Annotated in this window: 9 protein-coding genes and 1 pseudogene; 9 read left to right on the top strand and 1 reads right to left on the bottom strand. The window is 42.0% G+C overall.

Annotated features, from left to right (window positions below; translation table 11 throughout):
* Positions 1 to 534: 534 nt before the first annotated feature.
* The 8 genes and pseudogenes from AB0756_RS09635 (at position 535) to AB0756_RS09600 (ending at position 12,548) form a co-directional block, all read left to right on the top strand.
* Positions 535 to 2,286, top strand: coding sequence for a response regulator (locus AB0756_RS09635; protein WP_050046130.1), 1,752 nt, complete (start codon positions 535 to 537; stop codon positions 2,284 to 2,286).
* Positions 2,287 to 2,526: 240 nt separating this feature from the next.
* Positions 2,527 to 4,392, top strand: coding sequence for a response regulator (locus tag AB0756_RS09630; RefSeq protein ID WP_050046144.1), 1,866 nt, complete (start codon positions 2,527 to 2,529; stop codon positions 4,390 to 4,392).
* Positions 4,389 to 9,098 carry a PAS domain S-box protein gene (locus AB0756_RS09625; RefSeq protein WP_050046131.1) on the top strand — a complete coding sequence of 1,570 codons (4,710 nt, stop codon included), beginning with the start codon at positions 4,389 to 4,391 and terminating at the stop codon, positions 9,096 to 9,098. Before AB0756_RS09630 ends, AB0756_RS09625 begins: the two co-directional genes overlap by 4 nt.
* Positions 9,095 to 9,475 carry a response regulator gene (locus AB0756_RS09620; protein WP_038086727.1) on the top strand — a complete coding sequence of 127 codons (381 nt, stop codon included), beginning with the start codon at positions 9,095 to 9,097 and terminating at the stop codon, positions 9,473 to 9,475. The genes AB0756_RS09625 and AB0756_RS09620 overlap by 4 nt, the downstream gene beginning before the upstream one ends.
* Before the next feature lie 178 nt (positions 9,476 to 9,653).
* Entirely contained in the window at positions 9,654 to 10,091 is a 438-nt protein-coding gene (locus AB0756_RS09615) for a response regulator (protein WP_038086740.1), read from the top strand.
* Between the two features lie 118 nt (positions 10,092 to 10,209).
* Positions 10,210 to 10,371: pseudogene (locus tag AB0756_RS09610) on the top strand (hypothetical protein); the annotation flags it as partial.
* 40 nt (positions 10,372 to 10,411) lie between these two features.
* A complete protein-coding gene (locus tag AB0756_RS09605; RefSeq protein WP_038086724.1) occupies positions 10,412 to 10,678 on the top strand; it encodes a hypothetical protein in 267 nt (88 codons plus the stop codon).
* Positions 10,679 to 10,685: 7 nt separating this feature from the next.
* On the top strand, positions 10,686 to 12,548 hold the full coding sequence (locus AB0756_RS09600; protein WP_167844616.1) for a response regulator: 1,863 nt from the start codon (positions 10,686 to 10,688) through the stop codon (positions 12,546 to 12,548).
* Between the two features lie 167 nt (positions 12,549 to 12,715).
* On the opposite strand, the gene AB0756_RS09595 is transcribed toward AB0756_RS09600, so the two are convergent.
* Positions 12,716 to 13,492, bottom strand: coding sequence for a peptidylprolyl isomerase (locus AB0756_RS09595; RefSeq protein ID WP_050046132.1), 777 nt, complete (start codon positions 13,490 to 13,492; stop codon positions 12,716 to 12,718).
* A 924-nt stretch (positions 13,493 to 14,416) separates the two neighbouring features.
* Here AB0756_RS09595 and AB0756_RS09590 point away from each other — a divergent pair.
* Positions 14,417 to 14,638: a DUF4327 family protein gene (locus AB0756_RS09590; protein ID WP_038086720.1), complete on the top strand. Its 222-nt coding sequence runs from the start codon at positions 14,417 to 14,419 to the stop codon at positions 14,636 to 14,638.
* The last annotated feature ends 5 nt before the right edge of the window (positions 14,639 to 14,643 follow it).

Raw genomic sequence — 14,643 nt, 5'->3', positions numbered from 1 at the left:
AAGTTTGCTCAACGGGGAGAACCCCCTCCGGGTTGGCCTGTTCCGGTGGTCGCGGGAAACCCGCCTACAGCACTGGTCTCACCGCCTACTCTTTCTAGATTTAGCGCACCCAACTTCTCGGGTGCGCTTCTACGATTTAATATACAAATTACATATGGAACAGCCGATCGGTCCTAGTATATGGCAAAAGCAGCTGCCCTGCATGGCGATTTCTCTTACCAAAGACAGTGCGATCGATTTTTCTTATTTTTAAATTTATTAAGATATGTCTTTTCTTTATAAGTTTTTCATTTTCTGCCTATAAGGTGGAGCGGTCGATAATTGAACTAATAGCCAGCTTGTTTGTTTTGAAGTTTATTTTAAGAAAAAACCACTTTATAACAAACCGATGCTAACGTGGGTACTTTCAAACCCTCTTTATGCTTCACAGCTAGTCTTTTACAGGAGTGTTGCTTTGAACGAAAGCCTTATAAAAATGACAGAGTTGTTATCATGTCTTGAAGAAATTCATACTACTAAGTATAGATAACCATTATGAAAATTTTGCTTGTAGAAGAAGATATAACAGCAACACAAATGCTAAAAGAAAGCTTGGAAATGAAGCAATATTCAGTAGATTGTGCTGCTGATAGTGCAACTGCTTGGGAATTAGCAGAAGCATTTGCTTATGCCTTAATTTTGTTTAATGTGGCACTACCCAAACTGGATGGCATTACGTTTTGTCAAAAACTACGAGCAAAGGGAAACCACACGCCAATTGTTCTCTTAACAGATCGAGATAGCACGACTCTCGAAATTGCGGGGTTAGATGCTGGGGCAGATGATTGCTTGGTGAAGACCTGCGAACTTGACGAATTGTTTGCCCGTATCCGAGCAGTCATTCGGCGGGTAACACTAGTCCAAAAGTTGGGGCAAGAATTCAGTCCATCATTAGTTGAGTTACCAGTTAAAAATCGCTTATACTTTAGTTCTAATGTAGCAAGCGCGAATCAACAAATACACCTCCTAATAGTTGATAATGGGGAGTTAGTTTCAGCTTTGACCGCAGAAGCTAAACTTCGGGGAATACGAGTACAAACAGCAAAAACTTTAGCCCGCGCTAGGAAAATTGTGGCCTCCACTCAACTAGATCTGATTGTGTTAGATTTAAGTTTTTCTAATTCTTTAGAAAATGGGTTGGAACTGTTAGTAGAACTTTCTGCTGTCAAATCGCCTGTACCCGTGCTCGTGTTGACTGCTAGTGGGAATTTTAGCGATCGCGTCCAAGCAGTAAAACTAGGAGCCACAGGTTTTCTGCAAAAACCCGTGTCACCCTCAGAGGTGATGGATGCGGTAACGCAAGTGTTACAAAAATCGAATATTCCAGAAGCAAAGCTGCTAATTGTAGACGACGATCCTCAAATTCTTGAGTTTCTACGAACATTACTGTCACCTTGGGGATTTCAATTAGCACTGCTTGATAACCCGCAAGAATTTTGGGAGACATTAGAACAATTCGCTCCGGATTTACTCATTTTAGATTGGCAAATGCCTTATTTTAGTGGTGTGGAACTCTGTCAAGTTGTACGTGCCGATCTTCGTTGGAATCAACTACCCATACTATTTTTGTCGGCACATAACGATCCAGAAACAGTGCAACGAGTTTTTACATCCGGTGCTGATGACTACGTCAATAAACCAATTGTGGAATCAGAATTGATAGCCCGTATACTCAATCGACTCGAGCGAAGCAAAATTTTACAACATTTAGCAGATATAGATACACTGACTGGTCTTAGCAATCGTCGTAAATTCGTGCAAGGTTTTAATTATCTACTACGGTTGGCAAAGCGCCAAAAACAATCTTTGTGTTTTGTATTTCTAGACTTAGATCGCTTTAAATCCATCAACGATTCTTACGGACACGATACAGGCGATAAAGTCCTCAAGCAGTTGGCAGAGTTGCTAAAGTACGACTTTCGTGATGAGGATATTGTCGCTCGTTGGGGTGGTGAGGAGTTTGCTATTGGTTTATATGGTATAGACCAACAACAATGTGTCGAGCGTATAACAAGATTTCTACAGACTTTTCGTCAGCATGAGTTTATCGATACTCAAAAGCAAAAATTCCAAGTTACCTTTAGTGCAGGTATTGCTGAGTATCCCTGTGATGGAACTAACTTGGAGGAACTTTATCACGTTGCTGATACCCAATTGTACAAGGCAAAGATATCGGGACGAAATCAAGTCCTGTCTTCACAATCTGTCAGTGTTAAGAAGGAGGCTAGTCTTCATATTAGTATGTAATAATTTATACAAAAGTCGTTATGGATTAGACCTCTCCTAAAAACAATGTCCGGACTCGCTGTTTGAAGCGTTTTTACTAAAGATATCGCAATGCAGAATGAATTTCTCAAGATGTCTGTATGTCACTCATAATTGTAACGATATATGTAGATCCTGGAGCAGCTTGACTGGGCAGAAGATAATGCGAAATGATAACAACCTTTGTGTCATCAGCATCTTCTTTAAATCTTGATGCAGCTCATGAAAATTTTATTGGTAGAGGATGACATAGCAGTCAGTACAGCACTTGCAAAGTTGCTCAGTGCAAATCATTACAGTGTGGACTTAGCAAACGATGGACAAACAGGGCTAGACCTAGCAATGTCAGATCGATATGACTTAATTTTGCTGGATTGGCTAATTCCAAAATTGGATGGTATTAACCTGTGCAAGCAACTCCGAGCGCAAGGTTACCACAAACCGATTTTGTTATTAAGTGCAAAGAATTGCCATGCAGATATTGTGGTAGGTTTGGATGCGGGAGCAGATGATTACGTTACCAAACCCTATAATCTAGAAGCATTACTAGCCAGAATTCGTTCTCTGCTGCGACGGAGTGGAACACTATCGAGATCCACTTTAAGTTGGGGAAATCTTTGTTTGGATAGAATCTCCGGCAAAGTCACGTGTCACGAGCAGGACATTGCACTGACAGCAACAGAATACAAATTGCTGGAATTGTTTTTGCAAAACCCCCATCGTATCTTTAGTCGTAGGATGATTCTCGATCGACTTTGGGGATTTGATGACGCACCGATTGAAAATGCAGTGACGACTCATGTCAAAGACTTACGCAAGAAACTGAAAGCAGGTGGTCTGACAGAAGATCTTCTCGAAACAGTGTATGGTATGGGATATCGATTAAGGCTTGTTCCAGCGATTTCTATTCCAGATCGTCCGGTAAGTACAGATGAGAGCAAGAGCAAGAAACGACCTCATACTAAAAATATAGCCTCTATTAATCAAGTCTTAGAACGATTTTGCAATTCCTTTGGTCAACAAGTTGCGGTGCTAGAGCAAGCAAAAACTGCTCTGTTGGCAGGAAATTTCAGCGAGGAGTTACAGCGGGAGACATTGCATGAAGCGCACAAGCTCGCAGGCTCAATGGGTACATTTGGATATCCAGAAGGTACCCGATTGGCACGGGCAGTCGAGCATTTATTGATACATAATCGAATTGAGACAGATGCAGAAATTTGCCAATTTTCCCAACTGGTGACGGCATTGCAACAAGAGTTAACAAAGCCACCCGTAACTGTCACGGCTCCAACAGTTCCTCAGCACCAGATTTCTCACGTGCTAGCGATCGCTGATGATGATATGCTGACGGAACGGTTGCTGGCACAAGCAGATGCTTGGGGGATTAGCATGAAAACATCTCCCAATTCGATCGCTGCTCGCTCGCACCTTGCCCTGGAAATGCCAGATGCAATTCTACTGGATTTGAGCTTTCCCGGTACAGAAAAAGATGGATTAATTCTGCTACAAGAGCTCGTAGAGCAATGGCCAGATCTGCCGATTGTCGTTTTTACCGCACGAGACTCTCTTGCCGATCGATTAGCCGTGGCGCGTTTGGGGGCGCGGCAATTTCTGCATAAGTCGGCAACAACTCAAGAGATTTTTCAAGCATTGGCGCGTGTCCTACCCCAATCCAAAACTTCAGAAGCTAAGGTTTTAATTGTAGATGATGACCCTGTCATGCTGACTCTCTTATCGGCATTACTGACTCCTTGGGGACTAGATGTGAAAACTTTAGCCGAACCACAGCAATTTTGGGAGGTGTTGATAGCGACATCACCAGATTTAGTGGTGTTAGATTTAGAAATGCCGATAGTGAACGGTTTAGAATTGTGCCAAGTCGTCCGGCAAGATGCCCAGTGGGGCGATCTACCTGTTTTGGTGGTCACAGCCCATACTGATGCTCAATTCCTTGAGGAAGCTTTTGCAGCAGGAGCCGATGATTTTATCACTAAGCCAGTTCTAGGTCCGGAACTCGTGACACGGGTACTCAGCCGAATTCAGCGAGTCCGAATGTGTTTGCAGGCAGGTAGAGCCAAACAGAGATGAAACCTTATTCGCAATTATTACCCTATGGAGTAGCCATCGGCTCAACTGCGCTCGCCCTGTCGCTGGGGCTCTGGCTAGAACCGCTTCCAATCCAAACTGTTGGTGCTCTTTTTTACATATCAATTCTTATCAGTACCTGGTATGGTGGCTTTCGACCGGGGAGCGCTACAGTTGTCCTTTCGATACTGGCAATTAATTATTTCTTTTTGCCTCCTCTGTATCAATTTTGGCTCTCCCAACCCAAAGACGTATTGCAGTTAAGCATTTTTCCACTGGTTGCTTTCACGATCGCGCTGCTCGCTAGCATCAACAGCAAACAGAAGATTGCACAACTTGGTGTTGAGCAACACCGTTTGGTGATGGAGACGATCGGGCGTGTCCGGCACTCTGTCAATTTACAAGGTATCCTGCAAACCACCGTAGATGAAGCCCGACAGTTTCTAGAGTGCGATCGCGTGAGTGTCTTCCAATTTTCTCCGGGCTGGGGTGGAACAGTTGTTGCCGAATCTGTTGCAACGGAATGGATATCTATTTTACCACTCCAAATGTATGCTCCTTTCATTGGCGAAGAGAACTTCAAACTCTTTAAACAAGGCATGGTCGTCGCACAATCTGATATTTATACGGCTGGGTTCGATCCCTGTCACATTGAATTTTTGGCGAATCTCCAGGTGCGGGCTAATCTGCTGGTTCCAGTTTTCAAAGGGGATGAATTATGGGGGTTACTGGCGGCTCATCATTGTGCGGCTCCTCATGAGTGGCAATCTTTAGAAATCGATCTCCTACGACAGTTAGGGGGGTTGATGAGCATTGCTATCCAGCAAGCCGCTTTGTTTGAACGGGCTCAGACTGAACTAACCGAACGCAAACGAACAGAACAAACTTTAGCAAAAGAGCTACTCCGTATCCGGATGCTCTTTGATACTTCATTTGATGGCATCGTTATTTTAAACACGCAAGGAAAGGTACTGGATGCCAATTTCCGATTTGCCCAGATGCTCGGCTATTCTCAGGAAGAAACTGCAAAGCTCAACATTTTTGACTGGGATGCTCAGTTTACTTGTGAAGAACTTCAGCAATTAATGCTTGAGTGCATATCTGTAAAAAGTGGAGTTTTGGAAACTCGCCACCAACGAAAAGATGGTTCGAGATACGATGTAGAGATAGGCTTTAGCGTTGTGGAATGGGAAGGGGAAATTCTGCGATTCTGCGTTTGTCGGGATATTAGCGATCGCAAACGGGCTGAAGTGGACCTACACAAAAGTCAAATCCAACTTCAACAACAATTAGCTGAAATCGAAACTATCTACCAGTCAGCCCCAATTGGGTTAAACGTCTTGGACACCGACCTTCGCTTTATCCGTATTAACCAGCGACTTGCAGAAATTAATGGGTTTTCCGTTGAAGCGCATCTCGGTCGCACGGTACGTGAGGTGCTACCCGAATTAGCTGACACTGCTGAACAACTGTTGCGTTCCATTTTGGAGACAGGCAAACCGCTTCTGAATGTGGAAATAACTGGCGAAACTCCGGCTCAACCGGGTGTGCAACGAACCTGGTTGGAAAGCTTCTTGCCTTTAAAAGATGGCGATCGCATCATTGGTATCAGTACTGTTTGTCAGGAAATTACCGAACGCAAACGAGCAGAACAAAGTTTGCAGGAAAGGGAAACAACCTTACGCTTATTTGTCCGGTATGCACCTGCTGGTATTGCTATGTTCGATAGAGATATGAACTATTTGATAGCCAGCCAAAGATGGGTGGACGATCACCATCTTGATTCGATTGAATCGCTTATAGGACGATCTCACTACGAAATCTTTCCGGAAATCACAGAGGAATGGCTGCAAATTCATCAACGGTGTTTGGCTGGAGCAACTGAAAAACGTGATGAAGATTTGTTTGTCCGCTTAGATGGGAGCCAACAGTGGATACGCTGGGAAGTTCACCCCTGGCATACTGCTTTAGGTGAGATTGGCGGCATTATTATTTTTGGTGACGATATTACACAACGCAAACAGGCGCAAATTGACCTGCAACAACTGAATGCTGAACTTGAGCAACGGGTAGTTGAGCGAACAGCACAACTGGCTCAAGCAAACGATCGCCTGTTAGAAACGGTTATAGAGCAACAGCAAATCCAACTCATTCTTTTAGAACAGACGCAACTGCTGGATTTAGCACACGACACTATCATTACGAGCGACTTGAACGGCGTGATGACCTTTTGGAACGAGGGAGCCGAGTTTATGTACGGCTGGACAAAAGCCGAGGCTTTGGGGCAAATCTCGCATATTCTCCTAAAAACTCAATTTCCTCAACCATTAACAGAGATCGAAGCAGAACTTTTTGAAAAAGGCTATTGGGAAGGAGAACTTATTCATTTTAGCCGGGACGCTCGACCCATTACTGTAGCTAGCCGTTGGGTTTTACAAAAAAACAATGCCGGTCAACCAATTAAGATCTTGCAAATCAACAATGATATTACCGAGCGCAAACAAGCACAACTTGCCCTCAAGGAAAGCGAGGAACGTCACCGACTTGCTATGGATTTAACTCATATTGGATATTGGGATTTACACTTACCAAGCCAAAATATAGTATGGAATGACAATCATTTTACCTTATTGGGTTTAGCTCCCTATGGTATCGAGCCTGGCTATGAGGTCTGGCTCAATCGGATTCATCCTGAAGATATTGGTTGGGTTGAACAACAGTTTTTAGAATCTATTAAAAACAGTACCGATTACACAACCGAGTATCGAGTGGTTTACCCGGATGGTTCGGTGCATTGGTTAATGGGGCGGGGACGCGCCATTTACAATGAATCCGGGCAACCGTTGCGATCGCTCGGTGTAGTCTTAGATATTACCGAGCGCAAACGCACAGAAGCAGTTCTGCGCCAGTTTGAGCGCATCGTATCCACTACCAAAGATGGCATTGCACTGCTAGATCGGAATTACACTCATCAAATCGTGAACCAAGCTTACTTGGATTGGTGTCACAAACCCGATACCGAGGTTATAGGAAATTCCGCAAGGGATGTTTTAGGTGAAAATTTATTTGAGAATTTTGTCCGGTCTCAGTTAGATAGGTGTTTGGCAGGAGAGACAATTCAGGATGAAAGATGGTTTGACTACCCCGATTTAGTTAAGCAATTCATTAGCTTTACTTATACACCTTATCGCGAACCAAACGGAAGCATTTCAGGCGCGATCGTTAGTCTGCGCGATCTGACTCGACTCAAACAAGCAGAACAAATGCTGGAACTTCAGGCTGTCATCACCCGAAACATGGCGGAAGGCATTTGCTTGGTTAAATCCAATAATGGAGTTATTGTCTATGCCAATCCTAAATTTGAGCAGATGTTTGGTTATGACTCTGGTGAACTCAACGGTCGGCACGTATCAATTGTAAATTACGAAAATAAAAACATGACAGCCGAAGAGGTCAACCAAGCCATTCGTGCTACCGTTCTCCAAGATGGAGAAGCTACCTATGAAGTTCATAATGTGAAAAAAGACGGTACCCCTTTTTGGTGTCGTGCGGCTTGTTCTGTATTTAAACACCCCGAATATGGCGATGTGTTAGTTGCAGTTCACCAAGATATCACGGAGCGCAAACGCATCGAAGAAGCTTTACGCGAGAGCGAAGAAAAGTTTCGCCAGCTTGCCGAAAACATCCAGACAGTATTTTGGATGACAGATGTTCAATATAAGCAATTTTTATATGTAAGCAATGCCTACGAAACCATCTGGCAAAGAAGTTGTCAAAGCCTTTACCAAAGTTTTTCTTCTTGGTTAGATGCCATTCATCCAGACGATCGCCAGTCTGTCGAAATTCCATTCATGGAACAAAAAACAGAGCAATATGATGTAAAGTATCGCATCATCCGCCCCGACGGTTCAATCCGTTGGATTCGCGATCGGGCATTCCCTATCAAAAATGAACTAGGGGAAATCGTTCGGATTGCAGGTCTTGCAGAAGACATTACAGAGCAGCAGAAAATTGAGCAAATGAAAAGTGAGTTTATTGGCATTGTCAGTCACGAACTCCGTACTCCTTTAACTGCAATTCGGGCAGCACTGGGTTTATTGAAAACTGGTATCTATGACAAAAAACCAGACAAGTTTAAGCGCATGATTGAGATTGCAGCTATCGACAGCGAGCGTCTCGTGCGGTTAGTCAACGATATTCTAGATTTGGAACGCTTGGATTCAGAACGAGCTGTTCTAGAGAAAGCAACCTGTAATGCGGCTGATTTAATTCAAATTGCTGTAGAGGGAGTGCAGGCGATCGCACACAAACAACATATTAGCTTTGAGATCCATCCTACTAATGCTAAAGTTTGGGCATCAGCTGATGCTATTATTCAAACACTCACCAATTTATTAAGTAATGCCCTGAAATTCTCACCTCCTAATTCCACAATTACTTTGAGTGTTCAACAGCAAACAGATAATGTACTGTTCCAAATAACGGATCGAGGGCGGGGTATTCCACCAGAGAAATTAGAAGCCATCTTTGGACGATTTCAGCAAGTCGATGCAACAGACTCTCGTGATAAAGGCGGAACCGGCTTGGGATTGGCTATATGCCGTAGTATTATCGAACATCATGGTGGACAAATCTGGGTTGAAAGTACTATTGGTGTAGGAAGCACATTTTTCTTCACTCTGCCATTGCCACCGAAGGAGATAAAATGACGACGAAACAAGTGTTAATTGTGGATGACGAAGAACGAATTCGGGAACTCGTACAAGTTTGTTTGTCAGACTTGGGAGGATGGGACGCGCTGACGGCAGCATCAGGACCCGAAGCATTAAAAATTGCCCAGACACAATCCATTGATGCTATTTTGCTTGATGTATCTATGCCAGAGATGGACGGCTTTGCAGTGTACGAACAACTTCAGGCAAATTCAGCAACCCAATCGATACCAGTCATTTTGCTAACAGCAAAAGTTCAAAGGAGCGATCGCGCTCGGTTTGCCCAGATGGGTGTGAAAGGAACGATTGTCAAACCCTTTGAACCAACGACCATTTCCGACGAAGTGGCTGAGATTCTTGGTTGGAATGACTGAGTTTTAAATTTTGTAACAAAATCCCTCTCTTTATTAGTTTTTCATTTTTTCAATTTACCTTTCAAAGGTATAGATAAAAATTCTTTATCTTAATAAGCAAATATCAATCCTTGCCAGCTTGAACGAGAGTCGGTGAAGTTGTCACAGTTGCATTATTTCCGTTTTGGAGTTTGGTAAAATGGATATTGTGAGGGAAATAACTCTACCCACTAAAACGATTTTGCTGATTGATGATGAAGTCAGCGTGCGAGAGGTTGTGGAACTCAGCCTCAAAGATTTAGCCCTTTGGAATGTAGTCACTGCCGATTGTCCATTAAAAGGATTGCACAGAGCAGCTGTCATTCATCCTGATGCAATTGTACTGGATTGGTCAATAAGCGGCATGGATAGTTGTATGTTTTTAACAAAATTAAGAAATAATTTAGAAACTCAAGCTATTCCTGTCGTGCTGCTAAGTGCTAAGGCGAGGTGGCTAGATTCACAAATTCTTCGACAATATCAAATCGCGGGTGTCATTCTTAAACCCTTCGATCCAGTTGCTCTCCCCGGTCAGGTTGCTAAACTACTCGGTTGGAGTTTTACTCTGCCACTCTCAGACTTTGATGTCAGTTCCTAACAGAAAAAACTTTTTGTCACTTCCCATGAAATATTCATATTTCTTCATTTAATTTAAAAGATTTAAAATTTGTTAAATTCTCTTTTTCTTTATAAGTTTTTTATTTTTTTTTTATAAATTGAAGTTGCTAGTATTTATATACTTGTTCTCTCTATTAAATGCAACCTCAAACAGACACAATCTTACAGAATCTACCACACAACGGCTTAATCTTAGCAACTGCGATAGCCAACCGATCCACATTCCCGGTCTCATTCAGCCAAATGGGTTACTATTAACATTGCATGAGCCGCAACTTGAGATTCTGCAAATGAGTGAGCATGTCGAGCAAGTACACCGAAGAAACAACATCAGATCCGAACACAGCCACTTTGCGGCAACAACTCTTTACGCTCCAAGACTTGCAAGTCATACCACTAGAGTGGATTGCTCGAGTCCATGAAGCAGTACTCGATCTTAACGATGCCAGAATCTATGAACTAATTGCTCAAATCCCCACGCAGAAACAACCTCTGGCAAATGCCCTGAAGTATTTGGTCGATAACTTCGAGCTAGAAGCGCTTGCTACGCTGACAAGTCCTTATTGAGAATCTTATGATTACGCTACTCAAACCAGCATCCCAAACCAAGATTTTACTTATAGATGACGCCCCTGATAATCTACGTTTATTAGCCAAAATGCTAGAATTGCGGGGTTATATCGTTCGGAAATCCCTCAATGGCAGAATGGCATTACAATCTGTCCAGAAAGATCCACCCGATCTCATTTTGCTTGACATTAATATGCCAGAAATGAATGGCTATGAAGTTTGCCAGCAATTAAAATTTTTAGAAAAAACACGTCAAATTCCGATTATTTTTATTAGTGCGCTCGCTCAAATCGAAGATAAAATACGAGCCTTTGAGTTAGGGGGACAAGACTACATTACTAAACCATTCCAAGAGCTAGAAGTTCTGGCAAGAATTAGAAATCAATTACTCATTCAACAACAGCAGCAACTTCTCATTCAGCAAAATCAACAATTAGAACAGGATCTCCAAGAACGCCAACGCGCCGAAGCGCAAATCAAGCAACTGAATCTTGATTTAGAGCGGCGGGTACAACTTCGCACTCTAGAATTACAGCAATCTTTAAACTTTGAAGCAACACTCAAACGAATTTCTGATAAAGTTCGAGATTCTCTTGAGGGACACCAAATCTTGCAAAGTGCTGTAGAAGAACTGGCAATAACCTTGGAAGCAAAATGCTGTGATGCAGCATTTTATACGAGAGAACGTCAATCCTCAATCATCCGTTACCAGTATGTTGCACCAGGGGAACTTGTGAGTCAAGGACAACTGTTGTACATGACAGACGCACCGGAAATTTACAATCAATTGCAACAACAGAAATGTTATTTAGCCTTCTGTCAAGTTCAGTCGATACCAATTCGCAATCAATCTGCAATTTTAGCGTGTCCCATTTTCGACGATCGCGTCAAAGAAACGGGCATATTGGGCGATTTGTGGTTATTTAAAGAAACCGATTCCTGTTTCACTGAGATAGAAATTCATCTAGTGCAACAAGTAGCCAACCAGTGTGCAGTTGCTCTCCGCCAAGCCTACCTCTATGAAGCGGCTCAAGCCCAGGTCAGAGAACTTCAAAGGGTCAATCAACTGAAAGACAATTTTCTCAACACCATCACCCATGAATTACGCTCTCCTATAGCCAATATGAAAATGATAATACAGTTATTGACAAACCTAAACGAGCAGGGACATGACCTGACTCGGGAAATTTCTTCAACACCTCTTTCAAGAAATCAAGTTGTTCAATATCTTGCTCTTTTGCAACAAGAGTGCGATCGCGAATTGAAGTTGATCGATGACATATTAAACTTGCAACATTTAGAAGCAGGAACCTACCCCGAGCAACTGACAAAAATTAACCTTCAGAATTGGGTTCAGCACATCATTGAACCGTTTCAAACCCAATTTCAAAATCAGCAGCAAAATTTTGAGATGACTCTTGCGCCCGACATAACGATCGTACAAATTGATTCACTAAGCTTGAGTCACATTATCACAGAATTGCTCACCAATGCCCGTAAATATACTCCTCCAGGCGAGAAGATTTCCCTAGCGGTTGCTATCAAAAAAGACACACCAAATTCAGACAAAATTTCTGCTATCCCAGAGCGCCAGTCATCCTTCCTGCAATTAGTTGTCACCAATACAGGAGTAGAGATTGCACCTGAAGAATTCCCCCGGATCTTTGATACGTTCTACCGCATTCCCAGTTACAATCTCTGGAAACAGAGTGGTACTGGCTTAGGGCTAGCGTTGGTTAAAAAACTGGTCGATCAAATGAACGGTACAATCCGGATTGAAAGCGGTAGCAACCAGACTTGCTTTATTGTAGAAATCGCGATTGCTTTAACGAACTCTGTTCGGGAAACAGAATCGACACACAAGTGAAATATAGCAATCCTATTTGAGATCTAAACAAGGGAGACAAGGAGGACAAAGAAGAGGTCTTCTTGCAAATAACAGTCCTATCCTAACTTGATTTGTACTGTCAACTTTTTTACTAACTATTTCACATTCAAAAATCTTTATGGACTTATCTCGTAAATTTTGATTAATCATTCAGAATTTTCAGCTTGATTGTGTTGCAGCATATTGTTTAGCTGACTTTCCAACCACTGAACCATCATCTGATTTAAGATATGTTGACGTATTGTAGTTGTCAGTTTAGATGGAATAAAGCCCTCAACCATCAATAAATGGCTTCCTTGATGCGTGTTCACTGGACCAATTAATTCTCCTATCCCAGCATCAAAAACAATATCCGTAAGTTCTGGTCTTAAATTACAGCGATAAATTTTACCTTCATACCCACAGCAATTACGACGTCTCTCATCAATATCATATAAATGGGCTGCTTCATACAAACTCATTTCTTGCTCTGAAATTTGATAAAAGAGTTCGTGAGCTAGCTGTTCGTAAGGAACAATCAGTTGATAAAGCAATATTTGGTCGAAATCAGCCTGATGTTGGCTAAAAAACATTTCTATTTCATAAGAAAATAAAAATTCAGCTACTTTCTGCTCTATCAAACTTTCTTGAGTCTCTGTTTCCCAATCTTTGACTGTTAGCATATGCTCGGATAGCCAATCCACTCCATTCACACCTATCTCTAAAGACCTCTCTCTTAAAAGTCGCTCTGACTCTATCTGAATTGCTGCTGGAGTTACTAGTAACCCTTGTTCTCGAGCAGTTTGCTGAATAATTTTTTTGTATATAATGTTTTGGCAAACTTCCTTTAACTTGAATTTTTTACGCAAATAAGCTACTATTTCTCTTTGTTCTATCGACAATCCAAAGAAATCGACTCTAGAGGAATTTTCATCATAAGGCATATCAAACTTTTCTCCCTTAATTTATTTATTTATTAAAAAAAATAAAGCAATAAAAATCTAAATTTTAGCATCCAAACTAGCAAATATCATACTATTGCTTGTCTTGTATTTTACCGATCGAAGATAGACAAGCCAATGCAAATCATGTGATGTGCTGATACAAACTTATCATTAAGACAGCAGGGAAGCAGCAGAGCAACCGTAACAGAGGAGTGGTCGATCGGGTTTGTACGCATATCGTTTAATCAATACTCATTAATCAAAGCACACATAATAGCAATATCAGCTTTGTAGTTTTAATATAAAAAAAGATTTTGGGGAAATTATGAGAAAATAATTAAATAATTTAATATTTGATTGGTTCCAACTGATTATATTTACCACATCCGTTATTTTTATCAAGGTGCAACTAGAAGATGCGGTTCTGCAATCCTAAAGCCTTCTGTCACGCCACTTGCTTTATACCGGGGAACCCCTAAGTTTGCTCCACCCGTTGAACAAAAATCCCATTGATGGGGAGCATCCCAATTTGGAAAAAACACGTTTGCGATTGAAATCGCCGCTATACAAGCTAAGTCCCTTCGGGTTCACCCTATCTCCGCTCCTGAGATAGCGCCTGCCGTTCAGAATAGAATTCTGAAGGCAATTGGCACTCTTTGGGATGCTCCGCATTGATGAAGTTGGCTATTTGGTAGTTTCTTACTTGGTGCTGTCAAAGCCAGAGACCAGTTGGTACTACCTGAACCGTAGGGAACCTTGACACTCCCTGCCCTAAAGAAGTTACAACTCATTTGTCGAAACGGCTTGCTTTGTCATCTTCACAATTTCCTCAAAGTTTTTCCATAAGTTTGAGGTAGAGCCAAAGCATGAATAATTATGAGTTAATTATAAGTTGGCATAACCTAAATATCTGGGGTGAAAGTTATGACTACTACCGTCAAATATGACATAGAAGTTATCAAAGACGAAGCACGTCAACTTGTCAATAAGGGAACCATAAGCCGCAATCAGCCAATTTATGCTTTGTGTAACTACATTCCCGGTCGCGAGTGGGTGTGTGTAGAACTGGAGTTAGAAAGAAACAACTTTTTACTTAGAGATAAAATTATTGACCTGTTAGGTCGTGAAGACTGGTCTGAAGACTGACGTTA

Origin of the sequence: Tolypothrix campylonemoides VB511288_2 (assembly GCF_045999855.1) — a bacterium.
Taxonomy (GTDB): domain Bacteria; phylum Cyanobacteriota; class Cyanobacteriia; order Cyanobacteriales; family Nostocaceae; genus Scytonema; species Scytonema bouteillei_A.
This window is presented reverse-complemented; position numbering and strand designations above follow the sequence as displayed.